The organism is Neobacillus sp. MER 74 (assembly GCF_023714155.1).
In genome coordinates, this window is sequence record NZ_JAMAUV010000013.1 from 23,103 (window position 1) to 38,770 (window position 15,668).

General features: G+C 37.1%; 16 protein-coding genes and 1 pseudogene. 6 read left to right on the forward strand and 11 right to left on the reverse strand.

Annotated elements, in window-relative coordinates:
• Positions 1-50: 50 nt before the first annotated feature.
• Positions 51-515 carry a hypothetical protein gene (locus tag M3610_RS19150; protein WP_251461456.1) on the reverse strand — a complete coding sequence of 155 codons (465 nt, stop codon included), beginning with the start codon at positions 513-515 and terminating at the stop codon, positions 51-53.
• Between the two features lie 58 nt (positions 516-573).
• Between M3610_RS19150 and M3610_RS19155 the strand changes: the two are divergent.
• Positions 574-843, forward strand: a pseudogene (locus tag M3610_RS19155) (MmyB family transcriptional regulator); the annotation flags it as partial.
• A gap of 103 nt (positions 844-946) precedes the next feature.
• Positions 947-1,411 (forward strand): low molecular weight protein-tyrosine-phosphatase, encoded by a 465-nt coding sequence (locus M3610_RS19160; RefSeq protein WP_251461458.1) that lies wholly within the window; start codon positions 947-949, stop codon positions 1,409-1,411.
• 71 nt (positions 1,412-1,482) lie between these two features.
• Here the strand turns inward: M3610_RS19160 and M3610_RS19165 are convergent, their stop codons facing one another.
• Positions 1,483-2,019: a CPBP family intramembrane glutamic endopeptidase gene (locus M3610_RS19165; RefSeq protein WP_251461460.1), complete on the reverse strand. Its 537-nt coding sequence runs from the start codon at positions 2,017-2,019 to the stop codon at positions 1,483-1,485.
• Positions 2,020-2,436: 417 nt separating this feature from the next.
• Entirely contained in the window at positions 2,437-3,336 is a 900-nt protein-coding gene (locus M3610_RS19170) for an AraC family transcriptional regulator (protein ID WP_251461462.1), read from the reverse strand.
• A 119-nt stretch (positions 3,337-3,455) separates the two neighbouring features.
• Here M3610_RS19170 and M3610_RS19175 point away from each other — a divergent pair, with 119 nt between their 5' ends.
• The gene (locus M3610_RS19175; protein ID WP_251461464.1) at positions 3,456-4,400 is read left to right on the forward strand and encodes an EamA family transporter; all 945 of its coding nucleotides are present in this window, start codon (positions 3,456-3,458) and stop codon (positions 4,398-4,400) included.
• Positions 4,401-4,456: 56 nt separating this feature from the next.
• Here the strand turns inward: M3610_RS19175 and M3610_RS19180 are convergent, their stop codons facing one another.
• The 3 genes from M3610_RS19180 to M3610_RS19190 form a co-directional block, all read right to left on the reverse strand.
• Positions 4,457-4,846, reverse strand: a complete 390-nt coding sequence (locus tag M3610_RS19180; protein ID WP_251461466.1) for a cupredoxin domain-containing protein — start codon at positions 4,844-4,846, stop codon at positions 4,457-4,459.
• An 88-nt stretch (positions 4,847-4,934) separates the two neighbouring features.
• Positions 4,935-6,149: an MFS transporter gene (locus M3610_RS19185; RefSeq protein WP_251461468.1), complete on the reverse strand. Its 1,215-nt coding sequence runs from the start codon at positions 6,147-6,149 to the stop codon at positions 4,935-4,937.
• Between the two features lie 33 nt (positions 6,150-6,182).
• Complete coding sequence (locus M3610_RS19190) at positions 6,183-7,196, reverse strand: ROK family transcriptional regulator (RefSeq protein ID WP_251461599.1); 1,014 nt, start codon at positions 7,194-7,196, stop codon at positions 6,183-6,185.
• A 295-nt stretch (positions 7,197-7,491) separates the two neighbouring features.
• Between M3610_RS19190 and M3610_RS19195 the strand changes: the two genes are divergently transcribed.
• Entirely contained in the window at positions 7,492-8,079 is a 588-nt protein-coding gene (locus tag M3610_RS19195) for a helix-turn-helix domain-containing protein (protein WP_251461470.1), read from the forward strand.
• Between the two features lie 569 nt (positions 8,080-8,648).
• Entirely contained in the window at positions 8,649-9,548 is a 900-nt protein-coding gene (locus tag M3610_RS19200) for a DMT family transporter (RefSeq protein ID WP_251461471.1), read from the forward strand.
• Between the two features lie 146 nt (positions 9,549-9,694).
• Here the strand turns inward: M3610_RS19200 and M3610_RS28520 are convergent, their stop codons facing one another.
• Complete coding sequence (locus M3610_RS28520; RefSeq protein ID WP_375377071.1) at positions 9,695-9,820, reverse strand: YjcZ family sporulation protein; 126 nt, start codon at positions 9,818-9,820, stop codon at positions 9,695-9,697.
• Between the two features lie 405 nt (positions 9,821-10,225).
• Between M3610_RS28520 and M3610_RS19210 the strand changes: the two genes are divergently transcribed.
• A complete protein-coding gene (locus tag M3610_RS19210; protein ID WP_251461473.1) occupies positions 10,226-11,641 on the forward strand; it encodes a PQQ-dependent sugar dehydrogenase in 1,416 nt (471 codons plus the stop codon).
• A 146-nt stretch (positions 11,642-11,787) separates the two neighbouring features.
• Here M3610_RS19210 and M3610_RS19215 read toward each other — a convergent pair whose 3' ends face one another.
• The 4 genes from M3610_RS19215 to M3610_RS19230 form a co-directional block, all read right to left on the reverse strand.
• Entirely contained in the window at positions 11,788-12,711 is a 924-nt protein-coding gene (locus M3610_RS19215; protein ID WP_251461475.1) for a bifunctional helix-turn-helix transcriptional regulator/GNAT family N-acetyltransferase, read from the reverse strand.
• 152 nt (positions 12,712-12,863) lie between these two features.
• Positions 12,864-13,331 (reverse strand): SRPBCC family protein, encoded by a 468-nt coding sequence (locus tag M3610_RS19220; protein ID WP_098575431.1) that lies wholly within the window; start codon positions 13,329-13,331, stop codon positions 12,864-12,866.
• A gap of 98 nt (positions 13,332-13,429) precedes the next feature.
• Positions 13,430-14,290 (reverse strand): AraC family transcriptional regulator, encoded by an 861-nt coding sequence (locus M3610_RS19225; protein WP_098575430.1) that lies wholly within the window; start codon positions 14,288-14,290, stop codon positions 13,430-13,432.
• A 109-nt stretch (positions 14,291-14,399) separates the two neighbouring features.
• Entirely contained in the window at positions 14,400-15,656 is a 1,257-nt protein-coding gene (locus tag M3610_RS19230; RefSeq protein WP_251461477.1) for a pyridoxal-phosphate-dependent aminotransferase family protein, read from the reverse strand.
• Positions 15,657-15,668 lie beyond the last annotated feature (12 nt).

Below are 15,668 nucleotides of genomic sequence, written 5' to 3' on the forward strand. Positions count from 1 at the left end.
TGGTATAAAGGAGTAAAGAAAGGGAAAGTATTAATGGCTTTCCCTTTTAACTATTTTACTTCTAAGGAGAAGGCATAAAAAGCATCGCCATGAGATAAATTCTCTTCCTTTTCATCCATCCACCATACTCCATAAGAGTAATAATAAAGCCCTTTTTGTATAGGTGCAGAAAAATGATTATCCTTAACAACAATTTCAGTTTCTTGGTTATTGCTTATCTGCAAAACATGGAATTTATTTGGTTTTGGTTCATAATCCATCACGAAAGTTATTTTCTCTCCAGGTTTTACTTCTATTGGCTTTTTACTTTTTAATAGTTCAATTGTTCCAACAGAATCGACGCATTCACCTTTTCCATTCTCTTGCCAACAATAAGTACCAAGCACAGTTTCAAATCTTTTATTATTGATTTCTATAAAGGCTTTAGGCGGCTTTCCTCCTGACGATCCATTATTTGAACAACCTATTATGGCAAGTCCAAAAAGAGCTATGAATATTAAAAGCCATTTCTTCATACACATCCCCCTTTTACTGTATATGACGGACTAGTTTGTATTAAGTTACGAGACAGTTTTGACGGATTTAGCATTAGAAGTTAACACAAATGTGTATAAACATGAAGTTTTACAAACAAAACTTTCCCCTTCTTTAGAAAAAATTTTAACAGAATTAAAATACTGCCCTACACTGATCACAGACCGACATTTCCAAATCGTTGGGTGGAATCCTGCTGCAGCCTATGTTTTTCTGGATTTTGAACAAATTCCTTTTGAACAAAGAAACTTAATCCGCTTAGTGTTTACGAGGAAAGAGTTGAGGTCTTTAGCTGTCAATTGGGAGCATTGAAACAGTTTCTAAAAATAGCACTAGCGCCGTTCCGTTTTTCTGTTTGGTACATACTTTGTGATTACGAATGAAAAGAAGGCTATTAAAGGGGTTAGGTTTCATGATCAACGTTTTATTTGTATGCCTGGGGAATATTTGCCGTTCACCGATGGCTGAAGCTTTGTTTCGCAACTTAGTCAAAAAAGCAAATTTGACAAACAAAATCGCAGTTGATTCCGCTGCAACCAGTTCCTGGCAAATCGGTTTCCCACCACACGAAGGAACTCTTGATATTCTGAAGAAATACAATATCTCTTCTAATGGGCTTGTTGGACGACGACTAAAGAAAGAAGACTTTTGGAAATTCGACTATATTATCGGTATGGACGAAAGCAACATAAAAAATATTTACAGGATAACCGGGAAGCCTAAACATCCAAAGATCATTAGGCTGCTGGACCTGACCAAATACAGGAAAGATGTCCCCGATCCATTTTATACAGGTGATTTTGATGAAACCTATCGTCTTGTTTCAGCTGGCTGCCAGGTATTACTCAAGAAAATACGGAGCGAACAAAACTTTTAACAACAAGGCATCCACTTTTTTATGTAAATAAAGAAAAATTGAATTGCATTTCTACTTCAACTAACCTCTTTTCAACTCCCATTAAGAAATGAGATAAATATAGCATTAACTATCCCTGATAATGTATTAGCAGTTCCATGACAAATCCAACTTGCTAAAAACCCGTACTTTAAATAGACAAAGCTAAATAGTATACCAGGTAAGAAATAGAGCGGAAATGAATAAAGGTCAGGTCCATGAACGAAAGCAAAGAAAAATGAAACCAGTATCACCCAGCCACTTATTAATTTTTTATCTTTCATTTCAAATACTCGGTAGTAAACCTTATTCACTGCATTTACTAAGAATATAAAAGGTTTAGAAATACTTTTATTCACGTTTTTCTTTGTTTCGAGAGGCTTTTTTATAAACGTGTGATGGAGGGCTAGGTATGGCAAATAAACAATAAGAAGGAAGCGGAATAGAAATTCTTCACTAAAAGGTCCTATGATCCCTAACAATAAAATCTCGCCAGCAGTAGTAAGTTCTTGATGCCCTAAATATTGAGCATTACCAACCGATAATGGCTCTTTAGCAAATAATGCTGGAAAATAGAAATAGGAATACAACAAAAAAAGCACCAATATTGCTAATAGAACGGGTAACAATACCACTCTATCAAAAGCCTTGACTCTAATGAATTGTTTAAAGAAGTGCTTCCTTAGGTCCGGAGAAACAATCCAGAAGTAAATTAACATAATTGAAGGTCCAAGAAAAATGTCTATATCATTATTAGAAATACCTAAATGAAACCTATCGTTCAAAAACATAATTGTAAGCATTAGTAATATAGAGGCTAGAAAAAATAAAGATACATTCTTTAATATTCGCATGAATTTTTCACACCCTATGCCTTTTATACATAGTTATGTAGACAAGCTATTCCGTATAACATTTAATTGCAAACTTCTTAACAACCCAAAAAGAAAGCCACCAAGAATTTTGGCAGCTGGTTCTTCAACTTTTACACCGTTACTTAAAATGTACTAGTTCACAAGAAAACTGGTATTTTTATGTTTTTTATAGGCCAATGGGGTCATGTTCACCGACTTTCGGAATTTATCAATAAAATAGCTTGTGCTGTTAAATCCTACTTGATAGGCAACATCTGTGACATTGGCTTCTGGTTGTTGTAGTAATACTAAACTTTTTTGAATTCGATAATCGGTTACATAGTTCAAAGGGGATGTCTTTAAAATTCGTTTGAAGTATCGACAGCACTCAGAGCGGCTTAATTGACCTGCTCGTGCAATATCGTCTAAAAGGATTTTTTCAGCATAATGTAGGTGAATCCAATGTAACATTTGCTTCATTCGGTGATTCTTCACCATTTCCGGCTGTTCATACTCTAATTGAATCCCATTCATTATGAGGTTTTTCCACATTAACGTGAGATGGTGGCTGATGTCGATTTCATAATATGGTGGAGTTTCTTTTATCAACTGGTTGATTTTCATTAAAGAACTCAAAATATTATTCGCCCAAAGTTCCTTAGGAATCAAAGGTAAATATGGAATGTTAGTTGCCTGTATATATGGGGATACAAAGGTTGAATAAAGCTCTTGTGATAAAACGAACCTTGGAGAAACATTTAAACAAATATAGACGCAGGCCGAATCATTCAGATCTTTGGCCATGTGCAGGCAGCCACTATTTATAAAGAGCCCCTCTCCTTCTTGAACCATCAGATTTTCTTCATTTATTTGAAAAACCGCTTCTCCTTTTACAACGAGAACAAACTGAATTTCATCATGCCAGTGAAGCGGTATATATCCATTAATATTATGGTTAATCGTGGTTTCGTAACATGCAATAGGTAAGACAGTTGTTCGATGTTCCGTTAATTCTTTTAAGCTTTGGTCGACCAGAAAGTCTTTCATTTGCATTTGCCCACCTCAATATATTTATATTTTTTTATTCAATTTGGGTATTATTTCAGAGATTTTCCCTTTATGATTGAAAATATTATAACACTATTTTTATATTTTAAGGTGGAGTATCTATCATGAATAGACAAAAGGGAATACTTCTTGTTATCACAGGAGCAGTATTTTGGGGAATTGGTGGCACCGTAGCAAAAAAGCTTTTTCATCAATATCAAATCGATGTAGATTGGCTGGTAACCACCCGCTTGCTTATAGCAGGGTTATTACTCTTAACCGTTCAATTTTTCGGAAAAGAACGGTCCCAGATATTTGGTGTTTGGAAAACTCGAAAGACTGCGATTCAATTAATTATCTTCGGATTAGTCGGAATGCTTGCGGTACAATATACCTACATGGCTTCCATTAAACATGGAAATGCGGCTGTTGCAACACTACTACAGTATTTAGCACCTGTTATGATTATCGTTTATCTAATTTTCCGTAAACAAACGGTTTTAACACTAAGAGATTTGATTACTGTTATTCTCGCATTAGTTGGTTGTTTTTTCTTATTAACAAATGGCTCCATCTCTCAATTATCTGTGTCTACACCTGCCATCGTTTGGGGTGTTTTATCTGGAATCGCTTTAGCTTTTTATACGCTATACGCCGTTCCACTCCTTGCGCAATACGATTCCCTTGTCATTGTTGGATGGGCAATGATGATCGGTGGTTTTGCCTTAAGTTTTATCCAACCGCCTTGGCAAATGGACTTTACAAGCTTACCGCTCGAAGCTTATTTTTATTTAGTCTTCGTGATCATCTTTGGTACGATGATTGCCTTCTGGTTTTATATAGAAAGTTTACAAAGTCTGGCACCTAAAGAATCCAGTCTTCTAGGCAGTATTGAGCCGCTTGCTGCCGTTATAACAACAGTCTTTTGGTTAAAAGAACCCTTTGGTCCTTTCCAATGGGTTGGGACAGCTTGTATCATTGGATTGATATTCTTGTTGGCGATGAAAAAAGAGTCTTCATCAACGCGTAACCAACTTTCTAAACAGCAAAAGCCCCTCAAAATCAGCTAGATTGGCTGATTTTGAGAGGCTTTATTTTTACTAGAATAATCATTTGGCCTTGCTTGTTATTTCACAATTACTGTTCCAACCATTCCTGACTGGAAATGGTACCGGCAAATCAGGTCATATGTACCTGGATTTTTCGGTGTCACTGTAATAGTTGTTCCTGTTCCCGGCTGGACTTCGGTGTTAATTCCGAGCTTTTCCACGGTGAAGGTGTGCTTTTTCTTCCCTTGGTTTTTCAATATTAACGTTGTCGTTTGTCCACTTTGCAAAGTGATGGCTTTCGGATTAAAGTAATCATCGTGCAGTTGAACCTCTATCGCATTCACTGTCTGTTCAGGCTGTGCTGCGACGCTGGATTTAGCGAATACCGAGAGTGAACCTGGAGCTGCCATCACCACCATCATCGCAAGTACAACCACCCATCCAGTTAACCACTTTTTCAAATACATAACCAAGCCCTCCTTTCTTAAGCACTATTATTTTCCAATTCATACAATTTTATCAATTTAATCTTAAGATTACATGACTGTGGAGTTGTTATTTTTTTACACTCATTAATTCTTTCCTTTTCATGATGGCATTTAATTTCTCTGATCCTAAGAGCATGATTGCAATGAAACCTGCAATGACAAATGGGAAGATTCCTATTGTTATATGTGCAGCAAGGAAACCAAGCAAAGGCGGCAGGAACGTACTACCTGTATAAGCAACAGCCATTTGATACCCCATGATGGTCTGCGATTGTTCCTGCCCAAATCGTGTTGGCGTTTCATGCAACATACATGGAAAGATCGGTGCCAATCCAACTCCAACCATCATAAAACCAGTAAGAGAGAACGTAGAAGGCAACGGCAGGAATAGGAAGGCGGCCCCAGCCAATGCGATTATTTGCCCCGCCCGAATGAGCGTCCGACTCCTTATTTTTAGGGTAATAAAGCCTGTTATAAATCTACCAAAGGTTATTCCACCGTAATAGATGGATACCCATTTTGCCGCTGTATCTACCGATAGCTCTTTCACATTGATCAAAAAGCTGCTTCCCCATAGTCCCATCGTTGCCTCTGCGCCACAATAAAACAAGAAAGTGATTAAAGCTAGCTTAACTCCCCTAATTTGCAATGGTTTTTGTTTTTTACGATCTGCTCCACTATATCTTTGGTCCGTATTCTCTTGTTCATTTGCTGGGCTCACCGCGCTGTTTCCTCCAACCTTGTTCCATAAAGGCAACGTGAAGAAAAGAATGACAACTAATACAAACTGTAGACCAGCGATGGCAAGATACCCGCTTCTCCAAGAATGCTGCCCTGAAATAAACTGAGCCATAATGACGGGACCAAGGGTAGCTCCCACTCCCCAAAAACAATGCAGCCAACTCATGTGGTGTGCTTTGTAATGTGAAGCAACATAATTGTTTAATCCTGAATCCACTGCACCTGCCCCTAAGCCCAATGGGATGGCACAAATGAATAACCAAAAAAGCGAAGGTGCAAAATGAAAGCCGAGCAGTGCTCCAGCTGTCATTAAACAACTAAAAAATGTGACAATCCCTGTCCCGAAGCGTTTCAATACAGCTCCGCTAGCAAAACTTGAAATAATCGTTCCTCCTGCAATCGTCATAAAAAGCAATCCAGCCGTCTCAAGCGGTGCTCCAAACTCCGATTGCATCATTGGCCATGACACGCCCAACAATGAATCAGGTAGCCCTAAGCTGATAAATGCCAAGTAAATAATTAATAAAAAGAATGTTGCCATACTAGTCCCCCTTTACATTATTCATATGAGTATTTATTTTTCTTTACTGCTTATCCCGGTAATCATGAGATCAAGCCCCAGACTTTGTAATCCCAATAAATAGTCTTGTTTCCAATCACTCAAGATAAGTTCTGGAAGATGTTCAGCTGGAATATACTTAGAGCTTTGATCAACAATTTGCACTAAGGTATTTGCGTTGACTTCATCATCAGAGAAAATAATTGAATAAGGATTAATGATAGCTACAAACGAAGCAACTAATCTACTAATGGCGTCGATCTCATAGTCTTCAACTATAAAAGCTTTTTTCGTCCTGTTTTCATTTTTCAAAGCCTGGCCAAAATTTTGGTCATCGTACTGTGGAACGAATGAAACCTCTCCTGAAAAATTAGTGCTTCCTCGTACCACGACTCCATTTACCATAATTCCAGCACCTGGACCATTATGACCTGAATAGATATAAACAAGAGATTTATCTTTCTTAATCCCCTTACTTTTGTGATATCCAAGCACGGCTGCGTTCATATCGTTCTCAATGACTGCAGGTATAAAGAAACGATTTTCTAGGTATTCCTTTAAGTCAATGTTTTGAAGATGTTCATACCCTGGTATATAAAAAATCCGTCCCTCATCAACGGAACCTGGTACACCGATGGCTATAGATCTTATCTTCGGATAGCTCCCTAGTATCTCATCAACACAGTCAGTTAATAAACTTAACTCTCCATCTGCTAAGAGACTTGAGGTTTTTCCAACATCCTTCTTTTCACCTAAACAGTTAAAGACAATATAATTTGTCTCTGTTCTTTCTAAAAAGATGGCCAACCCTAACATATATTCCGGATTATATGTATATCTCTCTGCCCTTCTTCCCCCACTCGAATGATCAAGACCAACTGAAATAAGTTCCCCATCCTTTTCCATTTGGGTTAAGAATTTGCTGATCGTAGGGAAACTAATGCCTAACTTTTCGCTGAGTTCCACTTTTGTTGCATTGCCAAGTTCTAGAAGAGATTTGCGAATACCACGGAGGATTTCTTTCCCCATCGATTTTGGAGTCGTATTCACAAGAGTCACCACCTCTTAAAATAATCTTATTAAAGAACTTTAATAAGTATGGAACAAAAAACTTATTAAAGTCCTTTAATAAGTTATGCTGATAATGTATCACATAAAATTTCTGAAAACAATGGTGTGTATTTCATGTTGGAAACTAGCCTTCCCTCTATGCAAGTATAGGAAAAAACAAGGAAAAGATACCTATATGAAGCGTAACTCTACGGAGCGTTTGTTGTTACCAACCGTATAAACCTCTAAGATGAAAATAGAGCAGGAGGAGACAATGATGGATAATAGTAAAGTAGGAGAGTTAATTTATCATTTGCGAAAGGAAAAAGGACTAACACAGAAACAATTAGCTGATCAAATGAACATTTCTGATCGAACGATTTCAAAATGGGAGCGTGGGTATGGCTGCCCAGATGTAACGCTATTACCAAGCTTATCTACCCTATTGGGAGTAAATATAGAAAATATTTTAGATGGTGAATTATCGTCGAATCAATTTGTAGGGGGAAATATGAAAAAGTCGAATTATTTTGTTTGTCCGTCATGTAATAATATTGTGTTAGCAACTGGAGATATCAGCCTATCTTGCTGTGGGAGAAAGATAGAACGATTAGAAGCGAAGAAAGCAACAGTCGAAGAAAAGCTATTAATTACAGAAATTGATCATGAATGGTTTATTTCAAGCGATCATCCTATGTCCAAAAATCATTATATTTCATTTATTGCTGTTGCTACGGGTGATCAAGTTCAGATTATTAAACAGTATCCTGAATGGAGTTTACAAACACGTATCCCAAAACGTAAACATGGCAAACTGTTATGGTATGATACCAAATTTGGTTTATTTTATCAGCTTTTATAAAACAAAACAGGTGATGACTTAAATATTCATATTCGATTATTACAGTTCATTCGTATACAATTTTAGTCAATGTCAAACAAATATTTTTATAAAGTCCATGTTTGTCCATGACCTTTTGAAACAAGCTATCATAATATAAAGTAATCCTTTAACTAAAACATTTACAATACCTCTTACCAATAAAGCGTCTAATTGACGCTTTTTTCTTTTCTGTTGCACTTTATGTAAAGAGACTCATAGTTAAATACCATGCCACAGAAGTGCAATCCTTCACAATCTCTTTTAAAAAAAACATGGGTTGATTACTTTAAGATATTTTAGTAAATTAGTAATGTATAAAAAATGTATAAAGAAGAATTGTTTGGGAATGTCGAAAGGTATATTTATCATCAATGAACAATGCTTCTTAATAACCCCCATACTCGGAATTCGATTTGGGTTGTGTCGGAAAATTAATTCCGTTACTAATTATCGTTGAATTATCAATGAAAACTGTATAAGAGTAGATTGTTCCCGTCTCTTTTCTTGAAGAGGCGGGATATTTTTTTATAGAAAAGGAGAATTTACATATGAAAATGACTAAATCAATGGCAAACGTGCTACTATTGATAGCCTCTGCATTTTGGGGTTCAGGGTTTGTTGTAACGAAAATAGCGCTAGATGCAAATGCGTCCGCAGGACTCATCAATTTTTTCAGAGGCTTTCTCTTTGTTGCTTTGATCCTTATGTTTTTTTATAAAAAGATATTTAAAATGACCATTACGGACTTTAAAATTGGGCTAATTGCGGGATTGCTTAATTTTGGCGGATTTATTACACAGACTATTGGTGTTCAGTATACGACTCCATCCAATAACGCCTTTATTTCAGCAATATATGTAGTAATTATACCTTTCTTTGCCTGGGCTATTTATCAAAAGAAACTCCCAGGAAAAAGCTTTTTTTCCATTGCCTTATGTTTATTTGGAATGACCATATTAACTGGTATTTTAAATAAAGAACTAAACATAAATATCGGTGACGTGTATTCTTTTATTTGTGCGTTTTTTTATGCAGCTTCTATTGTTTATCTTGGCTACGGGGCAAGAGCAACTGATGTCAGCATTGTAGCTTTTATGCTTGCGGCTGTACAAGCCATAGGAGGATTGATTTTTTTCTTGTTCGTTGAGGATAGCCAGCTTACTCATATCAATTGGTCTGTTGCATTAGTGCCATTGTTATATATGGGAATCATATGTTCGTTTGTTGGTCAAACTGTTCAGGTTTTAGCTCAAAAGCATACTTCCGCAACATCTGCTGGATTAATCATGATGCTTGAAGGGGTTTTTGGAAGTATTTTTTCAGTAATGTTTGGATTTGAATCATTTACAGTTCAGTTAGTTGTTGGGGGAATGCTTATTATGATTTCTATTATTCTTATGGAAGTGGATTTCAAGCAGATGGTGATCAAGAGCAAAAGAACTGCTTAGAAACATCAGGGTTCATAAAATATGAATTTTAAGTCATCATCATTATATTCATCACATAATGATTAACGAGTCTATTAACACAATAATCATCATAAATAAATGCTCAGGGTGTATAAACTCTGAGCATTAATATTTATATACATCTTTTAACAGAAACAAACTGCACCAACAATGATTAATAAAATAAACAACACTACAATGAGAATAAAATCATCGCATCTACGTGCAGGAAAACAACCTGCATAAACAGGAGCTCCACAGGAGTAAGGCAATGTAGGTTGGGGTAGGGCATTAGTAATCGGTAGCGCATTAGTAATCGGTAAGGCATTAGTAATCGGAAAGGCATTGTTCATTTTTTTCACTTCCTTTCGAAAATGTATAAAGAGTAAGAATTACCTTACACTTTATAATACACTCTGAGAGGAAATTGGAGCCCGTCTATACTATATATGGGCGTGACCTTGGTGACGATCCACTAAGATCCTACAAAATTAAAAATTCACTTCATCTTTTAATTCTTGAACGGCATTTCGTCCTCCCTAGAATCATATCTTATTCCAGAATTAATACAATGTATGTGTGATGCTTTGTTAGTTTCACTGGAACTTATTTGAGACTAATAGAACAGTTTTAATCATATTCTTATAAGAAAACCATACGAAAGGGTGTAAATTTGATTGAAAAAAGTCAAGGTTCGTTTAGTGCCCATTGTTAGTAAGTTAAATTTACCCACAGTTTTGAAAACAACTGTCCTTCCAGGTGACTCTATTGAACGATTATTCATTGCAACCCAGGTTGGAGAAATCTTTTACATAGGAAATGGAGTGATAAGGACTTTTTTAGACATTCGCCCACAGATCATAAAACTAGGCAGTTCTGGCGGCGGATATGATGAACGTGGATTATTGGGGCTGGCGTTTCATCCTGAATTTTATCATAACGGACTTTTTTATCTTCATTATTCAGCAGCCGGTTCACAAGGTCCCGGTGCCCTTTCGGGAGGTTTTACCCCTGACCCTTGTGATCCCAAAACTTTAAACTTAAGATGGATAAATAGAGAAAACCAGTATGATCATATTGATACGGTGGAGGAATGGATTCTACCATCGAATGGTCAACCTCAAAAACGACGGACATTACTCAACATAAGAAGACCATTTTTAAATCATAATGGGTTCAATAGCTTAAACTTTTCCCCTGAAACAGGGAAACTTATATTAACCACTGGAGATGGTGGTTCAGGCTATGATCCCTTTAATTTAAGTCAGGATGATATGGAAATAGCTGGTAAAATTATTGAAATTGACGTAGATAAGAATACATTTATCACTAACCCACCAGTTGTCACACGTTTTCATGAACTACCCCCATCTATTCATGAAACGCTTACGGTATTGGCCAAAGGAGTTCGCAATATACCAGGGATTTCATTTCAAAGGTTAAATAATCAATATATCAAGTATGTGGGAAATGTGGGACAAGATTTGGTAGAGTCGATTTTTTCATTCGTTCCCTATAAACCAATACCAGTTACTCAGGTTGTTCAATCTTCCTTAATGAAAACTGAACTTGACCAAGAAGGATTTATTAATTTTGGCTGGCGAGGCTGGGAAGGTGCTTTTCCTACTTCAATTAAAAGGGACTGCTCTGCTAATCCGGCTTTGGATGAGAAAACCATCGCTTATTTCAATGAAGCAGTTACCACTTCAGTGAAACGTATTCAGCCGCTAACTAGTTATTATCATAAAGATCAAAGGCCCGATAAGTTTGGAGGAACGGCACTTACAGGGGTGCAAGCCTTTATGGGGAATGGAATCCCTGAATTAACAGGAAGCGTTGTGTTTACCGATCTTGCCCGGAAAGAAGAATCTCAATCGGCGGTTAGAGGAGTTTTAGCTTATACGAGGGTCAGAACGGATGGTAAACTAAATGATTATAGCGTGATCGAAACCGATTATAATTTTGGGTCACAATCCGCTTATTTTGTTGGTTTGGGAACGAATCTGCATCAAACCAGACTTTATCTAGGGGTTTATGGTTCTATGAAAGTGACCGACTTTAACCAAGGTACTATTTTTGAAATTATTTCTTAAATTCATACGGTTCAATAACTTCCCATGAAGGAGGAGCAATGCAAAATTAATAAGATCCATTTCTTAACCCGAGAAAACCTGAGACAGAAAAAAGTCTCAGGTTCTTTTAGGTCCTTTCATTACTCTTACAAGCTTTATTAGGCACTTCATTTGGTTAGTTCTAGGTCCCATCGCTCTTCTACTAATTTCGCTCCAGTCCATTCATAATTATGTTTTTCCTCTGTTTTTCTAAAATTATATTTTTGATATAGACATCGAGCAGTCTCTAAAATACTTACTGTCCATAGGAAAACATGTTTGTATCCTTGTTTTTTACAGAAATCGATGGCAGTCTCGACTAGATTCTTACCTATACCTATCCCTTGATAATTCTCATCCAAAATAAACCATCTTAATTGGGCAACATTATCATTGGCTTTCGTAATTGCAATCGAACCTGCAATTTTACCATCTACTTCAGCAATCCACAATTCTCCCCCATCGACATTAATCATAAATTCTGTTAAGCCCTTCATCACGTAATATTCAAACACGGGTCCGAACTTATAAGTATTTCCGTATAAGGTTCCATGAAGGTGTGCTATGAAACCAACATCTCCAGGTTGAAAAGTTCGAATGTTTACCTCTGATTGAGATGGACAATCTTTAATGAAAATAGATTCTATGGTTTCCATGGAACTGATCAGCTTGGTCAAATCACGATTAGATATTTCTTGAATCATTTTTCCAACTTCACGATTTGCATTTTCAACTAAGTCATTAAAAATTTCTCTCCCACTTTCTGTGAGATAAAGTAAGTATTGTCGTTTATCGTCTGTTGCTTGCTTTTTAACTATAATTTTATCTTCCTCAAATTTTTGTAGGATTCTACTCATTTGCCCACGGTCTATACCAAGATTTTCTCTAACCTCTGTTGCAGTACAACCATTACTAAAATTGATTTCAGTAATCACACGTGCTTCAGTTAACGGAAAAGGTTTATTATAAATTTCTTGGTCAATTTTACCTAGAACATTTGCATAATAGCGATTAAATTTACGAATTTTTTCTACATATTGATGTTTTTCCATCCATCTACCACCTTCATATTGAGAATATTTAACAATAAAAATATCATACAAGCATTAGTTGATTTAGTCAACTAACTGATATTTATCACATTGAAAGGTGCAAATCATACATCACTATAAATAATAAAAGGCAAGTGACTGTCCAACCCCAGTCACCTGCTTTTTCGTTTCAAATAATAAAGAGTTCTTTTGATTTCTTTTTCAACTTTTTGAAAAAAAGTTTCCATATTCTTGTTAGCACCGCTCTCTAAAAAACGCTGACCTGCTAAGGCAATTGCCCCGGTAACTTCTGCCTCAGCTTGACAGTGCAAGCTAGCCTCCCGGTTGAAGTCTTTTATATACAGATCGGCTTTTCCCGCGATATCACCGATATTACCTGTACCTTTCACATGCAGCCGATACAAGGAAGCGGACTTCTTCTCCTCAAGCCGAATCTCAAGAGTAAAGAGATCTTGAATCGGACCCATCTTGAACTCCAATTCCGCTCGGTATACACCCTTAGAAATTTCAATAAAAGACTTACACCCTGGGATGGCGCTCCTTAGAACTTTTTCATCCTTTATATACTTCCAGACAATGTGCCTTGGCAATCCGAATGTGTACTCGTGCTCAACTTTCAAAGTTACCCCTCCTTCGACCATAAATAAAAAATTGCAATCATTTATTTATATTCAAAGAAGGTCAGGATTGTTAAAAAATTATCATCCTAGATGATCGCTTACTTTTTCTTTACTGCCACCCAAATTTCACTATAGACATTATCCGATGTACCTTTGTACTTTGTAAAAGAAATTCCAGGTAACTCTACTAGTTCATAATCTGAAGAAGGCAGCCATTCAGAATAAATTTTGGCGGTGGTTTCTTGAAGTACAGCAGGAAATGGTCCTTGATTAGGGAAAATTGCCCATAAACTTTCTTCAATTGTAATTTGCTCTAAATCATCGAATGGATTCTCTTTTGTTGTTGCAAAACCAATCATATGAGTTAAATATCCTTTTTCCTCCAGGTAGCTATCATCAAAATCAAAGGACACATTTAAGACTTGATGAGGATATAAATCAGCTAATTGATGCATTTCATTTCTTTGTTGTTCGGTAATAGACTGCGCCAGTTCTATGATAGCTTTATTTTCACCCTCAAATTGAATGGGCACTCTTTTGGATACACCTACAATATTAAATGGCTCTTTCTTTTCAATTTTGAACTCCATAGATTTTCCTCCTTTTATATCTATATAGAATGAAAATTTGGGAAATGACTTTTGAATTTTGTTTTTAGTTACTTCTGAAGGTAAAAAACCACTCCATTCACGAAAGGCTCTTGAAAATCCTTCGATTGATTGATAGCCATATTTATAGGCAATACCTGTCACTTTGGCTCCGTTAATTAATTCAACATTCGCAACCGATAATCTCCTATTTTTGATATACTCATTTAATGACATTCCAGCCATATACGAAAACATTCTTTTAAAATGATAATCAGATAGTCCTACAATCTTCGATATATCTTTTCCAGAGATTTCTTCCGTTAAATGTGTTTCAATGTAATCCATTAAATGATTGAATTCTTGTAACATCCATTTCCCTCCTTTACAAGTACATATTATCGTTAAATTTTAAAATTCACTTGATATTTTTTAAACGGAATTTATCGGAACGCGTCTTCCATAATTACTATAGTTACAATTATGCTTGGTTTAACACTAAAATATGATTCTCTACAGCATAGACATCAAGTGCAGCTTGTAATGCTTGTCCACGATTTACATTTACTCCGTGACGAATCAACACTGCTTCTAATCCACCAAGAACTGACAATACATTTTCCTTTCGGCAGCTATACCCCATTGTTCCAATTCTCCAGATTTTTCCGTGGAGTGGTCCGAAGGAGGACGCTATTTCGATACTAAAAGCATCAAGCAGCATTTTTCGGACGGATTCTCCGTCCACCCCGCTTGGAATTTCGACGCAGGTGACACAAGGCAGTTTATGCTCAGCATCCCCAAATAGCTGCAATCCCATTGCCTCTAGCCCTGCAACTAACGCGGTTTCGTGATACTTATGGCGTTCAAATCGCTGCCCAAGTCCCTCCTCTAACACTAATCGAAGCCCCTCGTATAGAGCATAAATCATCGAAGTGGCCTCGGTATGATGGTTGAGTCTTCTTGGGCCCCAATAATCCTGGAGCATGCTTAAATCAAAATAGTTGCTCGCTATCGGATGACTGCTTCGCGAATAGCGAAAATCCTCCTCTGTCGCGATCCCGCGTTCGACCTTTTTACGGGCCGCAAGAATAGTTTCAATTCGTTCATTAAAGGTAATTGGTGCCATCCCAGATGGAACGGATAAGCATTTTTGCGTACCGCCAATTAAACCGTCAATACACCATTCATCGGTTTTTACATCAACACCACCGATGGAAGCGACCGCATCCACAACGAGTAACACGTCCTGTTCACGGCATGCTTGCCCAATCTCTTTCAGGGGCTGCATTCGACCAGTTGATGTCTCGCCATGAACAATCGCTAGTATTTTCGGCGCAACCCGCTCCATTTCATCAATGACTGTTTGCGGATCAAATACTTCTCCCCACGGACATTCCATTGTATACACTTCTGCACCATATCTTTCACAGATTTCCACTAACAAATGTCCGAATCTCCCAAAAATCGGCACAAGTACCCGGTCTCCTGGTTCGATGATGCTGCAAAGGATTGCTTCATTTCCGGAACGGGACGTGCCATCGATGGGAAAAGCCCAGCGATTCTTCGTTTGGAAAACTTGGCGAAGCATTTCCATAACTTGGTTCATAATGTCAGTAAAAGCTGGATCGAATTGCCCTAAAATAGGTGTGCTCATCGCACGCAATACTCGAGGGTCAACTTCCACGGGCCCTGGGGTCATTATCGTTCTCATTGGTGTGTGCAACTCAGAAAAAGCCATCTCTATCCACTC